Source organism: Streptococcus sp. KR, assembly GCF_002238115.1.
GTDB lineage: Bacteria > Bacillota > Bacilli > Lactobacillales > Streptococcaceae > Streptococcus.
This window is the reverse complement of record NZ_NGVM01000025.1, coordinates 1-17,165: the sequence shown is the minus strand read 5'-3', so window position 1 is coordinate 17,165 and position 17,165 is coordinate 1. Positions and strand designations below refer to the sequence as shown.

General features: G+C 41.1%; 14 protein-coding genes and 1 pseudogene. 3 read left to right on the top strand and 12 right to left on the bottom strand.

Annotated features, from left to right (window positions below; translation table 11 throughout):
• Window positions 1-125 precede the first annotated feature (125 nt).
• From CBI42_RS09790 to patA, 6 genes are all read right to left on the bottom strand, one after another.
• Complete coding sequence (locus CBI42_RS09790) at window positions 126-560, bottom strand: cytidine deaminase family protein (RefSeq protein WP_049493515.1); 435 nt, start codon at window positions 558-560, stop codon at window positions 126-128.
• A 13-nt stretch (window positions 561-573) separates the two neighbouring features.
• Entirely contained in the window at window positions 574-2,034 is a 1,461-nt protein-coding gene (gltX, locus tag CBI42_RS09785; protein ID WP_049493514.1) for a glutamate--tRNA ligase, read from the bottom strand.
• Window positions 2,035-2,161: 127 nt separating this feature from the next.
• Window positions 2,162-3,511 carry a glucose-6-phosphate isomerase gene (locus CBI42_RS09780; RefSeq protein WP_000018268.1) on the bottom strand — a complete coding sequence of 450 codons (1,350 nt, stop codon included), beginning with the start codon at window positions 3,509-3,511 and terminating at the stop codon, window positions 2,162-2,164.
• A gap of 170 nt (window positions 3,512-3,681) precedes the next feature.
• Window positions 3,682-4,371 carry a gamma-glutamyl-gamma-aminobutyrate hydrolase family protein gene (locus CBI42_RS09770; RefSeq protein ID WP_001138351.1) on the bottom strand — a complete coding sequence of 230 codons (690 nt, stop codon included), beginning with the start codon at window positions 4,369-4,371 and terminating at the stop codon, window positions 3,682-3,684.
• A gap of 244 nt (window positions 4,372-4,615) precedes the next feature.
• Window positions 4,616-6,382 carry a multidrug efflux ABC transporter subunit PatB gene (patB, locus tag CBI42_RS09765; protein ID WP_094753885.1) on the bottom strand — a complete coding sequence of 589 codons (1,767 nt, stop codon included), beginning with the start codon at window positions 6,380-6,382 and terminating at the stop codon, window positions 4,616-4,618.
• Window position 6,383: 1 nt separating this feature from the next.
• Window positions 6,384-8,090, bottom strand: a complete 1,707-nt coding sequence (gene patA / locus CBI42_RS09760) for a multidrug efflux ABC transporter subunit PatA (protein ID WP_094753884.1) — start codon at window positions 8,088-8,090, stop codon at window positions 6,384-6,386.
• 204 nt (window positions 8,091-8,294) lie between these two features.
• Between patA and CBI42_RS09755 the strand changes: the two genes are divergently transcribed.
• A complete protein-coding gene (locus CBI42_RS09755) occupies window positions 8,295-9,311 on the top strand; it encodes an NAD(P)H-dependent glycerol-3-phosphate dehydrogenase (RefSeq protein WP_042749931.1) in 1,017 nt (338 codons plus the stop codon).
• A 21-nt stretch (window positions 9,312-9,332) separates the two neighbouring features.
• A complete protein-coding gene (gene galU, locus CBI42_RS09750; RefSeq protein ID WP_094753883.1) occupies window positions 9,333-10,232 on the top strand; it encodes a UTP--glucose-1-phosphate uridylyltransferase GalU in 900 nt (299 codons plus the stop codon).
• Between the two features lie 140 nt (window positions 10,233-10,372).
• Here the strand turns inward: galU and CBI42_RS09745 are convergent, their stop codons facing one another.
• From CBI42_RS09745 to CBI42_RS09720, 6 genes are all read right to left on the bottom strand, one after another.
• A complete protein-coding gene (locus tag CBI42_RS09745; protein WP_042749927.1) occupies window positions 10,373-10,903 on the bottom strand; it encodes an ATPase AAA in 531 nt (176 codons plus the stop codon).
• A gap of 331 nt (window positions 10,904-11,234) precedes the next feature.
• Window positions 11,235-11,912: a rhomboid family intramembrane serine protease gene (locus CBI42_RS09740; RefSeq protein ID WP_094753882.1), complete on the bottom strand. Its 678-nt coding sequence runs from the start codon at window positions 11,910-11,912 to the stop codon at window positions 11,235-11,237.
• Window positions 11,893-12,435 (bottom strand): 5-formyltetrahydrofolate cyclo-ligase, encoded by a 543-nt coding sequence (locus CBI42_RS09735; RefSeq protein WP_094753881.1) that lies wholly within the window; start codon window positions 12,433-12,435, stop codon window positions 11,893-11,895. The genes CBI42_RS09740 and CBI42_RS09735 overlap by 20 nt, the downstream gene beginning before the upstream one ends.
• Window positions 12,436-12,446: 11 nt before the next feature.
• Entirely contained in the window at window positions 12,447-13,577 is a 1,131-nt protein-coding gene (locus tag CBI42_RS09730) for an N-acetyldiaminopimelate deacetylase (protein ID WP_094753880.1), read from the bottom strand.
• Window positions 13,578-13,643: 66 nt separating this feature from the next.
• Window positions 13,644-14,342: a 2,3,4,5-tetrahydropyridine-2,6-dicarboxylate N-acetyltransferase gene (dapD, locus tag CBI42_RS09725; RefSeq protein ID WP_094753879.1), complete on the bottom strand. Its 699-nt coding sequence runs from the start codon at window positions 14,340-14,342 to the stop codon at window positions 13,644-13,646.
• A gap of 228 nt (window positions 14,343-14,570) precedes the next feature.
• A complete protein-coding gene (locus CBI42_RS09720) occupies window positions 14,571-15,482 on the bottom strand; it encodes a DMT family transporter (RefSeq protein WP_094753878.1) in 912 nt (303 codons plus the stop codon).
• A gap of 103 nt (window positions 15,483-15,585) precedes the next feature.
• Here CBI42_RS09720 and CBI42_RS09715 point away from each other — a divergent pair.
• Window positions 15,586-16,983 (top strand): annotated as a pseudogene (locus CBI42_RS09715) (ISL3 family transposase).
• The last annotated feature ends 182 nt before the right edge of the window (window positions 16,984-17,165 follow it).

Here is a 17,165-nt window from a genome sequence, read left to right as displayed (position 1 = left end):
CTTGACCAACGGACCTGAGTTGTTATTTTCAACTCTTACTATTATACAGACTTTTCTAACTTTGTCAACTACTTTTTCTGTTTTTTTAAAATTAAGTAAAAAGAGCCAGAATTATACTGACTCTTCTATTTCTCATTAAACTTAGAAGCACGTTCTTCTCCCCACCAATAGGGAATTAGTTCTGCTACTTTCACTGTCTTTCTTGTATCGTAGTCCATCATGAATTCTGCATCTTTATTTTCAGCGTTCATCTCTAAGAGAAATTCTCTGCAAGCACCGCAAGGCATAGCTGAACTTCCACCATAAGGTGGTTTATCTCGAAAGGCTAATACTTTCTTAACCTTAGTTTGTCCTGAAAATTGGTACATATTAAAGAGTGCCACCCGTTCTGCGCAGAGATGGAAAACACCACAGGTTCCCTCCATACAGAATCCTGTAAATATTTGCCCATCTTCTGCTTCTACTGCGGCAACGACATGATTAGCATAAACAAAATCAGATACTTCATGTGGATTGTATAGTTTCTGTGCTTCTTCGTACATCTTTTCCCAGATGTCCATTGTTGCATCCTTCTTATTTAGAGATTTCTTTTAGCATGTTTTCGATATGCTGAATTGATTTTTTACGTCCAAGCAAGAAAATTGTATCTGGTAATTCTGGTCCATGCATTTCACCTGAAACAGCAATACGAATTGGCATGAAGAGATTTTTCCCTTTGATACCTGTTTCTTTTTGAACAGCTTTGATTTGTGGGAAGATATTTTCTGTTACAAATTCATCATCTGTCATCGCTTCAAGTTTTGTTTTGAAAGCTTCAAGAACTGTTGGGACTGTTTCTCCCGCCATGACTTCGCGCTCTGCTTCTGTCAATTCAGGGAAATCTGAGAAGAAGAGATCTGTCAATGGGATAATCTCATCTACTGATTTCATTTGTGGTTTATAGAGCTCAACTAATTTTTCAGCCTTGTCAGTTAAACGGCCTGCTTCCTCTAAGAATGGTTTTGCCATTTCAAAGATAGTTTCTAGGTCTGCATTCTTGATATAATCATTGCTCATCCAGTCGAGTTTTTTCTGGTCAAAGGCTGCTGGTGACTTGCTGAGGCGGTTTTCATCGAAAAGTTTAATGAGTTCTTCACGAGAGAAGATTTCATCTTCGCCACCTGGGTTCCAACCAAGAAGAGCTATAAAGTTAAAGACTGCTTCTGGAAGGTAACCTTTCTTTCGGTAGTCTTCGATAAATTGAAGTGTATTAGTATCACGTTTAGATAACTTCTTACCAGTCTCAGAGTTGATAATCAAGGTCATGTGACCAAACTCTGGAGCTTCCCAACCAAGTGCTTCATAAACCATGAGCTGTTTTGGTGTATTAGCAATGTGGTCGTCTCCACGGATAACATGAGAGATTTGCATATCGTGGTCATCGATAACAACGGCAAAGTTGTAAGTTGGGTAACCATCTTTCTTTTGGATAACCCAGTCACCACCGATATTGCCACCTTCAAATTCGATATCACCTTTGACCATATCATGCCACTTGTAGATACCTGACTCATTGACAGCCAAGCGAACAGTGGGGATAATTCCTGCTGCTTCGCGTTCTGCGATGTAAGCTGCTTTTTCTTCTTCACTCATACCAAGGTATTCATTGATGTAGCGTGGTGTTTCACCAGCTGCTTCTTGGCGTTCGCGTTCAGTTGCCAACTCTTCTTCTGTAACGTAAGATTTATAGGCTTTTCCTTCAGCTAACAGTTGGTCGATGTATTTTTGATACAAGTCCAAACGCTCAGACTGGCGGTAATTTTCATGTGTTTCTGGGCTTTCATCCCAATCCATACCTAACCAGCGAAGGTTTTCAAGCTGTGAACGTTCACCATCCTCGACATGACGTTTACGGTCAGTATCTTCGATACGAATGATAAAAGTTCCACCATGATGACGTGCGTAAAGGTAGTTGAACAATGCTGTACGGGCATTCCCGATGTGTAGTAGTCCTGTTGGACTTGGTGCGTAACGTACGCGGATATCTTTTGACATAGTTTCTCCTATAAAGTCTCTAGGCGTCTGCCTTTTTGCTCTCTATATTATATCACAAGTCTTGGCTGAGTCCAATTTCTATGAATAAAGAGAGTAAAAAGAGTGGACAAACCACTCTTTTCTTCTATTATAGACGTGCGTTAAGTTCTTTACTCAATTCTTCAAATCCTGGTTTTCCAAGAAGGGCGAACATGTTACGTTTGTAAGCTTCAACACCTGGTTGGTCAAATGGGTTGATAGCATTCAAGTAACCTGAAAGGGCGATAGCCAATTCGAAGAAGTAGATTGTGTAACCAAGAGTGAAAGCGTCTTGCTCTGGAAGAGTCACGTACATGTTTGGTACATCACCATCTGTGTGGGCAAGAAGAACACCGTCAGTCGCTTTTTTATTTACAAAGTCAACGTCTTTTCCTTGAAGGTAACCAAGTCCGTCAAGGTCTTCTTCCAAGCTAGGGATAATCACATTCTTACGAGGTTTGTCAACACGGACAACTGTTTCAAACATAATACGAGTTCCTTCTTGGATAAATTGACCAAGTGAGTGCAAGTCAGTTGAGAAGTTGGCTGAAGTTGGGTAGATACCTTTTTGGTCTTTTCCTTCTGATTCACCAGCCAATTGTTTCCACCATTCTGAGAAGTATTGAAGTGATGGCTCGTAGTTTACCAAGATCTCAGTTGCATAGCCTTTACGGTAAAGAATGTTACGAACAGCTGCGTATTGGTAAGCTTCGTTTTCAGAGATTTTATCTGAAGTGTAGTCTTTGCGAGCTGCATTCGCACCTTCCATAAGGGCTTTGATGTCAGCTCCTGATGCTGCGATTGGAAGCAAACCAACGGCTGTCAATACTGAGAAGCGTCCACCGATATCATCTGGAACAACAAATGTTTCCCAACCGTTAGCGTCTGCTTCAACCTTAACAGCACCTTTTTGGCGGTCTGTTGTTGCATAGATACGTTTGTTTGCTTCTTCTTGACCGTATTTCTTAACCAAGAGTTCTTTGAAGACACGGAAAGCAATCGCTGGTTCAGTTGTTGTACCTGATTTAGAAATCACGTTTACTGAGAAGTCTTTGTCTGCAACATACTCTACCAAGTCAGCAAGGTAAGTAGATGAGATTGAGTTTCCTGCGTAAAGGATTTGTGGAGCCTTGCGTTCTTCTTTTGTTTGCAAGTTTGCAAAGTGGTGGTTCAAGAAGTCGATTGCTGCTTTGGCACCAAGGTAAGATCCACCTATACCAATCACAACCAAAACATCGCTGTCTGATTTGATTTGCTCAGCAGCTTTCAAGATGCGGTCAAATTCTTCGCGGTCGTAATTTTCAGGAAGGTCCAACCATCCCAAGAAGTCGCTACCAGCACCAGTTCCTTTACGGATCAATTCATCTGCTGCTGTTACTTGTGATTGCATGTATTCCACTTCATGTGGTGCAACAAATTTGTCTAAAACTTTTGAATAATCAAATTTAATATGTGACATGTTATTCCTCCAATATTTCTTCTTTTCTATCATAACGTTTACCTTCGTTTTTTTCAAGTTTTTTTGTCGAATTTCTCCAATTTTTATCAGAATTCAAACGTTTGCGTAAAAATGCCACATTCCAAAAATTTTGAAAAAATAAAATAAAGAACGACCAGATGTCCCAGTCGTCACAGTTCATTCAATAAATACTCAAATAATTCTAAATTGCCATCTTCTTCATTAACCAGAAACTCTGGATGCCACTGCAAACCGATAATGCGGTGCTCATCGATAGACTCAATCGCTTCGATGGTTTGGTCTCTTGGATCAATAGCAGTTACACGGAAATTAGGTGCCAAATCTTTAATACTCTGACGATGAACGGAATTGACCTGACTTTCTTTTCCAAACAGCTTGGCTACTACGCTTCCTTCTACTGTCTCAATAGAGTGAGACGTTCCGAAAGGTAGGCCTTGCCAGTGACCTTCGATTTCTTGATTGAGCGTTCCACCAAAGGCAACATTGACAAGTTGGACACCGCGACAGATTGCCATAATTGGTTTATTCTGGCGGAGAGCTTCCTTTAAGAGGGCCAGTTCAAACTCATCACGAACCAGATTGTAATCATCGCTCTCGATGGTCTTTTTCTCTCCATAAAATTGAGGATGGACATTTTGACCGCCTGTCAAGATAAGTTTGTCAATCATTTCTACATAATCGCGTACAACTGACTCATCACCAACAGGAATGACTAAAGGGAGACCACCGACTTGACGAATGCTCTCTGCGAATCTACAAGATACAGATGAATGAATGTTTTTGCCTTCCGCGTCTACGGGACATAGATTTGCAGCAACTCCTACAACCGTTCTAGGCATGATGTCTCTCCTTTCGAATGTTAATACTCTTCGAAAATCAAATTCAAACCACGTCAGCGTCGCCTTACCGTACTCAAGTACAGCTTGCGGCTAGCTTCCTAGTTTACTCTTTGATTTTCATTGAGTATAACGATAGTCCTATCATATCACTCAAAATGACTTTCGTCTAATATGTTTTTTTTAAGGCTGTGATAAAAATTTTTTATGGACAAGAAAAAGCTGTCCACATAGGACAACTTCTTTCTTATTCGAAAACAAATTGATTGTGATAGAGTTCTGAATAGAAGCCACCTAGCTTCAAGAGTTCATGGTGGTTACCACGTTCAATGACTTCTCCATCTTTAAGGACAATAATCTGGTCTGCATTGAGGATGGTCTTCAAACGATGGGCAATGACAAAACTGGTTCTGCCTGCTACAACCGCCTCCATGGCATGCTGAATCTTACTTTCTGTCACCGTATCTACGTTTGAAGTTGCTTCATCTAGAATGAGAACTTCTGGATCTGTCATCAGGGTTCGAGCGATAGAAATCAATTGCTTTTGCCCAGTTGAGAAGATGCTCTGGTCATCATCTATAAGAGTATCGTATTTATCAGGCAAACTTTCGATATAGTCGTGAATGTGGGTTGCCTTGGCTGCTACCTCAACCATTTCTTGACTAGCATCGGGCACACCAAAACGGATATTGTCTCGAATCGTTCCGCTAAACAAGACCGAATCTTGCAAGACAATTCCCACCTTACTTCTGAGACTATCCAAGTCATAGTCACGAATGTCTTTTCCGTCAAAATAAATACCACCAGCATCAACATCATAAAAGCGATTGATGAGGTTCATAATAGTCGTTTTCCCTGACCCTGTCGGACCAACAACTGCTGTCATCTGGCCTTTAGGGGCAGAAATGCTGACATCTTTCAAAATAGGTTTATCAGGTAGGTATGAAAAATCAATATGACTAATTTCAACACCTTCTTGCAACTTAGTAAAGATCGGCGCCTTCTCAGGTCGAATTTCTTCCTCTGAGTCAAACATTTCCTGAATCCGTTCAGCACCTGTAAAGGCCAACTGAAGACTTCCCCAACTAGCTGCAACTTGGATAATCGGCTGGTAGTACTGCTGTGAAAATTGGGCAAACATAACAATCAAACCTAAGGCTGTACTTGTTTCAATAGACTTATCATTCAAAAGTACAGCTGAACCAGCAAAGATGACGACGGCTGTGTTAACCAAACTCATACCATTCATGACAGGGAAAAGAATTCCTGAGAACATTCTTCCTTTAAAGGTTGCCTTGCGCACGCGCTCATTTTGTTCAAGAAATCCTGCCATCATATCCTCTTGAATTCCTTGCACAATGACAGCTTTTTGGCCTGAGATACTCTCATCCATATAGGCGTTGAGCTTCCCTACCTCTTTCTGCTGGAGGTTGGTGTATTTGCGTGCCATTTTTACGATAAAAATCAGCATGAGGAAGGCAACTGGTGTGCTGGCGATAGTGATGAGGGCCAGCGTCACATTTCTCGAAAACATGACAAGAATCAGACCAATGTATAGAACGATGTTGCTCATGACCTGAATCAAGCTTTCGTTAAAGGCTTGGAGGATATTATCCAAATCACTGGTAAAACGAGACAAGATATCGCCATCTTGTCGGCGGTCAAAGAAAGAAACCGTCAAGCGAGCAAGCTTCCCAAAGAGGCCTTTGCGCATCTCGTTGGTCGACTCTGCAATCACGCGCGTCATGAGGCACATGTATATCACACTAGAGATAAACAGAACTAAAACCAGCAGACCAAGATTGACCATGATTCCTGATAGGCTTTGCCAAACATGTTCTGGATTGCCATTTTGATAAGCTTGAACTAAATTGGCTAGCTCTGTTACCGCTTGTCCAGAAAAGACTGGAAAGAGGGCTTGGGCAAGAGTCGCTAAAACAATCATCAGGATAACAACTACAAATGATAGCTTATAGACTTTAAAATAATTCCAAAAAAATTGAACTGTCTTCATTTTACTCCTCCTTTCCTTTCTGTGTTTCGTAGATTTCACGGTAAACGGCATTGTTGGCAACTAAGTCTGCATGCGTGCCTTGACCAATCAATCGTCCTTGATCTAGAACCAAGATTTTATCTGCATGAACAACCGAGCTAATCTTTTGCGCGATGATAATGGTTGTTGTTCCCTTTAATTCCTTATTCAAGGCTTCTTGCACCAGGCGCTCTGACTTGGCATCCAAAGCTGAGGTCGAATCATCAAAAATCAGAATACGTGGATTGCTGACAATCCCACGCGCAATCGACATCCTTTGTTTTTGCCCACCAGAGAAATTGGTTCCCCGTTCCTCAACTGGACTTTCAAAGGTTTTCTCCATACGATGAATGAATTCGCTGGCTTGGGCAATATTGGCTGCGCGTTCCATTTCAAATAGAGTAGCATCTCCCTTACCCTGTCTCAAGTTGTCTGCAATCGTTCCACTAAAGAGAATGGCACGTTGGAGAACGATAGAAACTGTTTTACGCAGGGTCCCCTCACTCACTTCTCGAATATCCTTGCCACCGATTTTGATAGCCCCTTCCTGCGGGTCAAAGAGACGTGGAATCAATTGAGCCAAGGTTGATTTTCCTGCACCAGTGGCTCCAACTACACCAATCATCTGACCAGGTTCAATAGTAAAGCTCACATCTTTCAGCATCGGTTCCTTATCCATTGGATAGGTAAAGGTCACATTTTCAAAGCTAAGACTTCCGACCAACTCTTCATCTGGGACATCCTTGAAAGTCATAGCTGGCTCTGCATCCAGAATTTCTCGAATACGACGCATGGAAATCATGGCACGGCTGACAGAATTTCCCAAAAATCCAACCATGACAATGGTAAAGATAATCTGGCTTAGGTAATTGACAAAGGAAGCAATGGAGCCAACAACTGACGGATTCGACTGAACCATCCCTGCAACTAGCCAAATAGAGAGGAATACCGCCCCATAACCGACCAACATCATGAAAGGTTCCACTACTGAAAAGGCATAACCGATGTAAAGATTTTGACCGAGAAGCTCGTCTGAAACCTCCGTAAACTTAGCAAACTGCTCTTTTTCTTGGACAAAGGACTTGACCACACGAACACCGCGCAGATTTTCCTTGGCAATGGCATTGATGCGCTCAAGAAGGGTTTGAAACTTGGCAAAACGAGGCCCCATCATACCCATCATGACAGCAGTCAAACCAAAAATCAAGACTACCATGAGAACAATCACCCACCACAGAGAAGGTAAGGTTTGAACCGCCAAGATAAACGAACCGATGAACAAGAGGGGAAGTCTGAAAAGAATTTGGAATGTCATCATGATGACGTTCTGAATCTGGTTGATGTCGTTTGTCATACGAACGACTAGATTTCCCGCATTAAACTGTTCAATATTGGCATAAGAAAAGGTTTGTATTTTACGGAAGGCGTCCTCCCGAAGGTCAGATGAAACTCCTTGGGCAATATAGGCTGCGAGGACAACATTGAGCCCACCAGCAACTAGACCGACCAAGGCCACACCAATCAACCAAATCCCGATACTATAAATAGCTTCATATTTCCCAGCAAGTAGGGCGTCTAACACTTCCTGCAGATAACGCGGTTGCAGAAGTGAACTGGCAACCATCAAGCCTGTCATCAGGAGCGAAGCCAAGGCCTGCCACTTGTAGGTTTTTATTTTCTGAATCAGCATACTTTCTCCTTGAAAGATAGACAAAAGGGAGCGACAGTCCGTCAGCTCCTTCTCATTCTGTTTGTGTGATGTTATTCTAGCAAAAAAGTGGGAACTTGTCAAAGAAGTCTCCTTGATACAAATTAGTGCGCTTTCATCTACAGTAATGCATGATAAAGGTTTTTATGGTAAAATAGTAAAAAGAAGGTTATAAAGGAGGGGAATATGGAAAAACAAACCATCGCCGTCTTGGGGCCTGGTTCTTGGGGAACTGCCCTTTCACAAGTCTTAAATGACAATGGACACGAGGTACGTATTTGGGGAAACATTCCCGAGCAAATCAATGAAATTAATACCTATCATACTAACAAACACTACTTTAAAGATGTCGTTCTAGATGAAAATATCATTGCCTACACCGACTTAGCAGAGGCACTGAAAGATGTAGATGCGATTTTGTTTGTTGTCCCAACAAAAGTGACACGACTTGTTGCCCAACAAGTTGCAAAAACCTTGGACCATAAGGCTATCATCATGCACGCATCAAAGGGATTAGAACCTGATAGCCATAAACGATTATCAACTATCCTTGACGAAGAAATTCCTGAACATCTCCGCAGTGATATTGTCGTTGTTTCAGGACCTAGTCATGCAGAAGAAACCATTGTGCGTGACCTAACTTTAATCACCGCTGCTTCTAAAGACTTACAAACCGCTCAATACGCTCAAGAGCTCTTTAGTAATCACTACTTCCGACTTTATACCAATACGGATGTTATCGGGGTGGAAACCGCTGGTGCTCTCAAAAATATTATTGCTGTCGGTGCTGGAGCTTTACATGGTTTGGGATTTGGTGACAATGCTAAGGCAGCCATCATCGCTCGAGGTTTGGCAGAAATTACTCGTCTAGGGGTAGCACTCGGAGCCAATCCATTGACCTATAGCGGCTTATCTGGTGTGGGAGATTTGATTGTAACGGGAACTTCCATCCACTCTCGTAACTGGAGAGCTGGAGATGCCCTTGGTCGTGGAGAATCTCTAGCTAATATCGAAGCCAATATGGGCATGGTAATCGAAGGAATCTCAACGACTCGAGCAGCCTACGAACTAGCGCAAGAACTTGGAGTCTATATGCCCATTACACAAGCCATTTATCAAGTTATCTACCACGGAACCAATATCAAAGATGCCATTTATGACATCATGAACAATGAATTTAAAGCAGAAAATGAGTGGTCTTAACCCTCTAAAGAAAGGATTCTTATGACATCAAAAGTTAGAAAGGCAGTCATCCCTGCCGCTGGACTCGGGACTCGATTTTTACCAGCAACCAAAGCACTTGCTAAAGAAATGTTGCCAATTGTGGACAAACCAACTATCCAATTTATCGTCGAAGAAGCTCTTAAATCAGGTATTGAAGATATTCTGGTTGTCACTGGTAAATCAAAACGTTCTATTGAAGACCACTTTGACTCAAACTTTGAGCTTGAATACAACCTCAAAGAAAAAGGCAAACATGACTTGCTAAAATTAGTCGACGAAACAACTGGCATTCGCCTTCACTTTATCCGTCAAAGCCATCCTCGTGGTCTTGGCGATGCTGTCTTACAAGCAAAAGCTTTTGTGGCGAATGAACCCTTCGTTGTCATGCTTGGTGACGACCTAATGGATATCACAGATGACAACGCTATACCTTTGACAAAACAATTGATGAATGATTACGAGTCGACTCACGCATCAACAATTGCTGTTATGCCTGTCCCTCATGAAGAAGTTTCAGCATATGGAGTTATCGCTCCTCAGGGTGAAGGGATTAATGGTCTCTACAGTGTCGAAACTTTCGTTGAAAAACCAGCTCCAGAAGATGCTCCAAGTGATTTGGCAATCATCGGACGCTATCTTCTGACACCTGAAATTTTTGATATCATAGAAAATCAAGCTCCTGGCGCTGGAAATGAAATCCAGCTTACCGACGCTATTGATACACTTAATAAAACGCAACGTGTTTTCGCTCGTGAATTTACAGGAGCTCGTTACGACGTTGGGGATAAGTTTGGCTTTATGAAAACATCTATTGACTATGCCCTCAAGCACCCACAAGTCAAAGATGACTTGAAAGATTACCTCATCCAATTGGGAAAAGAATTAGCTGAGGGGGAATAGAATTAGTTTCCAGTTAATAAATTAAGTCTCCAGCAAGTTGACTCTGGAGACTTAATTATTTTACAAATTTACATACAATTTAAAGATTTATGAGATATGTCTCTAAATCTACCAACTCAACTTCGGTCCTTAATGATGGATTACAGATTTTCAATCAAAAATCGATTTGAAGTTTTAATGATATTTGCTATTTTGGGGACGTCTAAATCATCTGTATACAGAAAATGTTTTTCCTTCTCCTTATTTTTAGCTAGAAACTCACTTCTTGCTTGTATTGATAAGTTGCCCACTCTTTCAATTTCTTTTCGAGAATCATCCCTATCTTTCAAGGTTTTTTCTTCGGCCATTAAGACACAATATTTTAGACCAATTTGTTTTTCTTTTAAGAAAGAAGCAATTTTCTTCAGTTGGTATTCAAAAATGACATACTCTATTACGACAGAGATGCCTCGAGTTATAAAATTATTGGTCAAGCTGATGATATTGTCCCAAAACAAATCCATGTAATAGCCCTCATCTTCCCAGGGAGCCACTATACCACCTTTAATCATTAAGTAAATCAAATCCCCCTCTATAACTGCACTTTTATCAAAAGAATAAGCTAACTCTTTACTAACAGTACTTTTCCCAACGCCTGGGGGGCCTGAAATAATGTAAACACAATTTTCCAACTTTATACCTCTTTTATTCTAATAATTCTTCAATCAATTTCTAATATTATAACATTTTCTATTTTTAAAATATATAATAAGACTGATACAACACTATATTCTAGAAACTTACGATACAAAAGAAATAAAAAAGCACACCATTCTCAATTTTCTGCAAAAAAACTTATTTACAAATGACTTCTTCGCGATAGAATGGGCGCTCACTTTCTCAAATCATCTACACACAAAGACTTATTTTTAGAGCTGTGTTGGTTCGAATAGTTCCAAAACCATTAAAAGCTACTCATTTTTCAAGTAGCTTTTTTTCTTATTCAAGTTTACATATTAGTCGTCACAACCCCATTCCCTTGTAGAAAAGCAAAACTGCGAGTCCTACGAATAACACTACCGCTCCTAACCTCTGGCTGGTACCATACATCCTTCTTTCTCCTCGAACTGGAAAGATAATTGCTAGAAATGCTCCGCCGACTGCACCACCGATATGGCCTGCTAGGCTGATTCCTGGAATCAGAACACTTCCAATAATGTTAACCACAAAAAGTGTCAGATAAGATTGGCCTAGCTGCTGGATATAGGGGTTCCGAGTAGCATAGCGAAGAACAATAATCGCGGCAAATAGCCCATAAAGAGAGGTAGAGGCTCCTGCTGCTAAGGATTTGGGACTAAATACAAAAACAAAGAGATTGCCCATCATTCCTGATAAAAGATAGAGAAAGAAAAACTTCTTGGATCCGAAAATTTCCTCTACTTGCCTACCAAGATAATAGAGCGAAAGCATATTAACAATGAAATGCTCCCACCCAATATGAACAAAAATGGCAGAAAAGAGACGCCAAATCTGCTCGGGAAAGAGCCGAATAGCAGGCCCATACATGGCTCCAAATCGAAATAAGGTATCCGCCCTGTCAAAGTTTCCACCTGTAGTCACCAACATTAGTAGAAACACCAAGGCCGTCACTAAGAGGAAGCAACTCGTTACAGGGTAACGTCTACCAAAGATTTCCTTCATCAATTAAAACCTCCTGAACAGGAATATCATGCTTTTCAGGGATAAAATCCTGAATTTGATAAGGATAAACCGTACTCAAAGTATGACCAGAAAAATGTTCCAGATAGCGGTCATAATAGCCTCCACCGTATCCAATCCGATATCCTTCCGTCGTAAAAGCCAGACCAGGAACATGAATCAAATCAATCTGAGAGGCATCCACCACTTCCAAATCTCCCTGTGGTTCCAGTAAGCCAAAGGAAGTTTTGACCAGTTGTTGCGGATTATAGACTACAAAGTCCATGCACCCCTTGGGATAAGTTTTGGGTATCAGAACCTTCTTGCCGTCCTTCAGCGCCTGCTCAATCAGTTCCTGCGTTTGAAACTCATGAGGAAAAGAGAGGTAGCTTGCGATGACCTTAGCTTCTTGGTAGAAGGGATGGTGTAAAAGTCGCTCAGTTAAAGCTTGGTCTATAAATTGTTTTTGCTCTCGAGGTAAAACCTTCATTTCTTGTAAGACTTGCTTACGTAATTCCGATTTCATAGACAACCCCTCTACTCTGCTGCCTTCTTTTTGAGGAAACTAGAGACCGCATCCACCCCAATAGCTAATGCTTCTTCCTTAGGACTCATCTGAGGGTGATGAAGAGCGTAGGGACTATCGATACCCAACCAAAACATAACACCGTCTACCTTCGAAAGGAGATAACCAAAGTCTTCACCTGTCATAGCAGGTTCAATATCAATTAACTCAATTCCGTCTTTTTCTTCAAAGAAATCCATCAGTTCACGCGCCAAGGCTGGATTGTTCTCAACAGGCAGGTAACCACCTTGCTTGAGTTCAACTTCGACTTCCATATCAAAGGCAGCTGCAACTCCTTCTGCAACTGTTTTGACCCTCTTTTGAACCAAGAGACTCATGTCCTGAGTCAAGGCCCGAATAGTTCCATGTAAAAAGGCTGTGTCTGTGATGACATTGTTGGTTGTTCCAGCTTGGAAAACTCCAAAGGTCACCACCGCTCCCTCGATTGGGTTGACATTTCGGCTGACCACTGACTGCACTTGGGTTACAAAGTAACTAGCCGCTACCAAGGCGTCATTGGCTTCATGTGGAAAGGCTGCATGTCCTCCTTTTCCTTTGAAACGAATCTTCACCTCACAGGTCCCTGCAAAGAGTGTATGGGTATTGGTCGCGATCTGACCAACCTTCAAATCTGGACGGACATGGAGACCATAAAATTGGTCTGGCAACCAGTCTCCAAAAGCACCATCCTCATACATGAGCATCCCACCTGCTTCATTCTCTTCAGCAGGTTGAAATAGGAAAAGCAGATTGTTCTTTGGTTGCTCCTCCAGTGCACGCTCAAGACAACCCAAGGCAATGGTCATGTGGAAATCATGTCCACAAGCGTGCATACGACCTTGGTGCTGAGAAGCAAAAGGAAGGCCTGTTTGTTCAACAATAGGTAGACCATCAATATCTGTCCGCCAACCAATGGTAAGCTCTGGCTGACTTCCCTGTAAGTAGACCAAAATACCTGTCTGCCAAGTACGAACTTGAACAAAGTCCTTGCCCGCAGTCAATTTCTCAATCACATCCATCAAATAAGCATGAGTCTTGAACTCCTCCAAGCCAATCTCTGGAATCTGGTGCAAATCTCGTCTAGTCTGAATCAAATCTAACATCTATCTGTCCTCCTATATAGCAGAAAGAGGCTAGAAAAGAGTTCCGCCTCTATTTTTCATTTACAATTACAAGGTACGAAGCGCATCTTCTAGCGCTGTTTTTTGTTGAGTTTGGGCATCAATCTCTTTGATGATACGAGCTGGAACACCTGCTACCACCACGTTTTCTGGGACATCTTGGGTAACGATAGCTCCTGCCGCGACAACTGAACCACTACCGATTTGAACTCCTTCGATAACCACTGCATTGGCCCCGATGAGAACATTGTCTCCGACACGGACTGGTTCAGCACTAGCTGGCTCAATCACACCTGCCAAAACTGCACCTGCACCAACGTGACTGTTTTTCCCCACGATAGCACGGCCACCAAGGATAGCACCCATGTCAATCATGGTTCCTGCACCAATTTCAGCACCGATATTGATAACTGCTCCCATCATGATAACAGCATTGTCACCAATTTCAACCTGATCACGGATAATCGCACCCGGCTCAATACGAGCGTTGATAGCACGTTTATCTAGCAAGGGAACTGCAGAATTACGAGCGTCTTGCTCAACAACATAGTCTTGATTTTCTACCAAACCATCGAGAAGAGGAGCTACATCCTTCCAGTCTCCAAATAGGACATTCCCTAGTTTGACAACAGAGCTAGGTACAGCAGGTGCAAGTTCTCCCTCAAAGGTTACTTTTACACTGGTTTTCTTCTCAGCATTGGCGATAAATTGGATAATTTCTTGTGCGTTCATTTTTGTAGCAGTCATAGGCGCCTCCTAGTTCATTCTAATGATACCTATTCTACCAAAAAAGGCTTCAAATTTGAAGCCTTTTTGTTTGTTTTTAGGTATGATTTTTAGGGATGTGAGATAAAACGTGCTGTCGGTAAAAGCAAGCCCCTACCGATACAACCTAAAAACACTCTTCACAACTATCTCCCCGTGTTTTATTGACTATTCTAGTATAGCACACTTTTAGAATTAAGAAAAGACTTTTTATTTACTTTCTTTCGCTTCTTCTATCGATAGGAAAATCATGGGTAAAATAATCAGGGCCATAGCTAGAAGAAGGGACCAATCCACCACCAATCCTAAAAACAAAACACTCAAGAGAGCAGAGGAGAGAGGTTCACTGGCACTAATGACAGAAACCACCAAAGGAGAAACCAAGGACACTGCCTTCATGGAAATAAAAAAGGCAAAAGCCGTCCCAAAGAAAGCGATAATGAGACAAATCAAGATACTCCAAATATCAAGAGTAAAGGAAAGCTGATAAACTGGTGAGAGAACATTGCTAAATAAACCTGCTAAAATCATCCCCCACCCAACCGTGGGTACAAAACCATAGCGCTTCGCAAAAGGTTGAGGCAAGATAACATTAAACATAACCCCCATGGCACTCAGCAAACCCGTCACAAGTGCTAGCGGTGTCATGGATAATTGAGAGAGATCTCCCTTTGTCGCCATCAGGCAAACACCCAACATGGCAACCAAAACATAAAAAATAGCGCTTTTTGACGCTCGTTTTTGATAAACCAAGCGATTGTAAAAGAGGATAAAGACAGGGCTAATAAACTGTAAAATAGTTGCTGTCGCTGCATTTGAGTATTCTACACAGAGATAGAAAAAATACTGAACTGAAAAAATCCCCAAAATAGAATAGGCTAAAAAGGGCAGGTAATTTTTCTTATCTCGCCAAATATCTAGCACTTGCGATTTTAATTGCACTGCAGACCAAATGAGCACAAGACTCCCTGCCAGTGTCAAACGCATAGAGGTAATCCAGCCAGAGGACACTTGATAATGAGTAAAGAAATATTCTCCTAAAATTCCACAGATTCCCCAGATTAAGCCGGATAGGAGCGAATAAATTGTTCCTTTAACAATCTTTTTCTGATACTGATTCATACCTTTATTGTAACACGAAAGGAAAAAAGAAAAAAGTGGCAATAGAAAAGTCCCATAAGATCTATAATGAAAAGTTACCAAACAACTCATTAGAAAGAATCATATGGAACAACTACACTTTATCACAAAACTACTTGATATTAAAGATCCTAATATCCAAATTATGGATGCTATCAATAAGGGTAACTTCTCATAGTAACTTCCACTTTTACTAGAGGTGAAACTTAGTTTGAGAATTTAGCTGTTATCAATAGGAATACCCACAAGTAAATCATCTCTAAACTGGAATACGATGCCCCATCTTGTCCTCATTGTGGGAAGTCAAATGAAGAAATATGACTTTCAAAAACTGTCTAAGATTCCTTACCTTGAAACGACTGGTATGACTGCTAGAATTCTGCTTAGCAAGCGTCGATTCAAGTGCTATCACTGTTCAAAAACGATAGTGGCTGAGACTTCTATCGTCAAGAGGAATCACCAAATCCCTCGTATCATCAACCAAAAGATTACTCAAAAGCTGATTGAAAAGACTTCTATGACCGATATTTCACATCAGCTAGCCATTTCAACTTCAACTGTCATTCGTAAGCTCAATGACTTTCACTTTGAGTGTAACTTTAGCCATTTGCCTGAAATTATGCCCTTGGACGTTAAAACAGTCAGGTGAGTGACTGTTTCAATCGGTAGATGAAGATGAGATTCATTGAGCAAGATTTTGACAATCTCAGTATCATAGCTGTTCTTGAGGGTAGAACACAAACTGTCATCCGAAATAACTTTCTTCGCTCCCATAGAGCTGTTCGCTGTCAGGTAAAAATTATTACTATGGATCTGTTTAGTTCCTACTATGCCTTAGCTAAACAGATTCGCTTTCGAATTTTTAGGCTCAGGCTAAAACAGTCTCCCAGACTGTTTCACTCCCAAACGCTAAAATCATGTTGGATCGATTTCACATTGTACAACATCTTAGCCGTGCTATGAGTCTTGTTCGTGTTCAAATCATGAATCAATTTGAACGAAAATCACATGAATACAAGGCTCTCAAGCGATACTAGAAGCTCATTCAGCAGGATAGTCGTAAATTGAGTGATAAACGTTTTAATCACCCTGCTTTTCGTATGCACTTGACTAATAAAGAAATTCTAGACAAGCTTTTGAGCTATTCAGAAGACTTGAAACACCACTATCATTTCTATGACTCTTGCTTTTTCACTTTCAGAATAAGGAACCGAATAAATTTTTCGGGCTCATTGAGGACAATCTAAAGGAGGTTCATCCCCTTTTCAGACTGTCTTTAAAACATTTCTAAAGGACAAAGAGAAAATCGTCAACACCCTTCAATTCCCCTATTCAAATGCCAAACTGGACGCGACTAATAATCTCATCAAACTTATCAAACGAAATGCCTTTGGTTTCCGAAACTTTGAAAACTTCAAAAACGGATTTTTATCTCCCTAAATATCAAAAAGAAAGGACAAAATGTGGCCTTTCTCGAGCTTAGCTTTTCTTCAACCCACTACAGTTGACAAAGATCCAATTAAAAAAAAGAGAGAAGCAAACTGATTCTCTCTTAATGTATATAATATCTAGTTAAACAAAAAAGGTACGCTTACGTATCTCTGTAATGAATCGGGAAGACAGGATTCGAACCTGCGACACCTTGGTCCCAAACCAAGTACTCTA

Excerpts from the sequence above, each read along its gene's own strand:
- CBI42_RS09790 (WP_049493515.1), bottom strand. The coding sequence starts at position 560 with ATGGACATCTGGGAAAAGATGTACGAAGAAGCACAGAAACTATACAAT.
- gltX (WP_049493514.1), bottom strand. The coding sequence starts at position 2,034 with ATGTCAAAAGATATCCGCGTACGTTACGCACCAAGTCCAACAGGACTA.
- CBI42_RS09780 (WP_000018268.1), bottom strand. The coding sequence starts at position 3,511 with ATGTCACATATTAAATTTGATTATTCAAAAGTTTTAGACAAATTTGTT.
- CBI42_RS09770 (WP_001138351.1), bottom strand. The coding sequence starts at position 4,371 with ATGCCTAGAACGGTTGTAGGAGTTGCTGCAAATCTATGTCCCGTAGAC.
- patB (WP_094753885.1), bottom strand. The coding sequence starts at position 6,382 with ATGAAGACAGTTCAATTTTTTTGGAATTATTTTAAAGTCTATAAGCTA.
- patA (WP_094753884.1), bottom strand. The coding sequence starts at position 8,090 with ATGCTGATTCAGAAAATAAAAACCTACAAGTGGCAGGCCTTGGCTTCG.
- CBI42_RS09755 (WP_042749931.1), top strand. The coding sequence starts at position 8,295 with ATGGAAAAACAAACCATCGCCGTCTTGGGGCCTGGTTCTTGGGGAACT.
- galU (WP_094753883.1), top strand. The coding sequence starts at position 9,333 with ATGACATCAAAAGTTAGAAAGGCAGTCATCCCTGCCGCTGGACTCGGG.
- CBI42_RS09740 (WP_094753882.1), bottom strand. The coding sequence starts at position 11,912 with ATGAAGGAAATCTTTGGTAGACGTTACCCTGTAACGAGTTGCTTCCTC.
- CBI42_RS09735 (WP_094753881.1), bottom strand. The coding sequence starts at position 12,435 with ATGAAATCGGAATTACGTAAGCAAGTCTTACAAGAAATGAAGGTTTTA.
- CBI42_RS09730 (WP_094753880.1), bottom strand. The coding sequence starts at position 13,577 with ATGTTAGATTTGATTCAGACTAGACGAGATTTGCACCAGATTCCAGAG.
- dapD (WP_094753879.1), bottom strand. The coding sequence starts at position 14,342 with ATGACTGCTACAAAAATGAACGCACAAGAAATTATCCAATTTATCGCC.
- CBI42_RS09720 (WP_094753878.1), bottom strand. The coding sequence starts at position 15,482 with ATGAATCAGTATCAGAAAAAGATTGTTAAAGGAACAATTTATTCGCTC.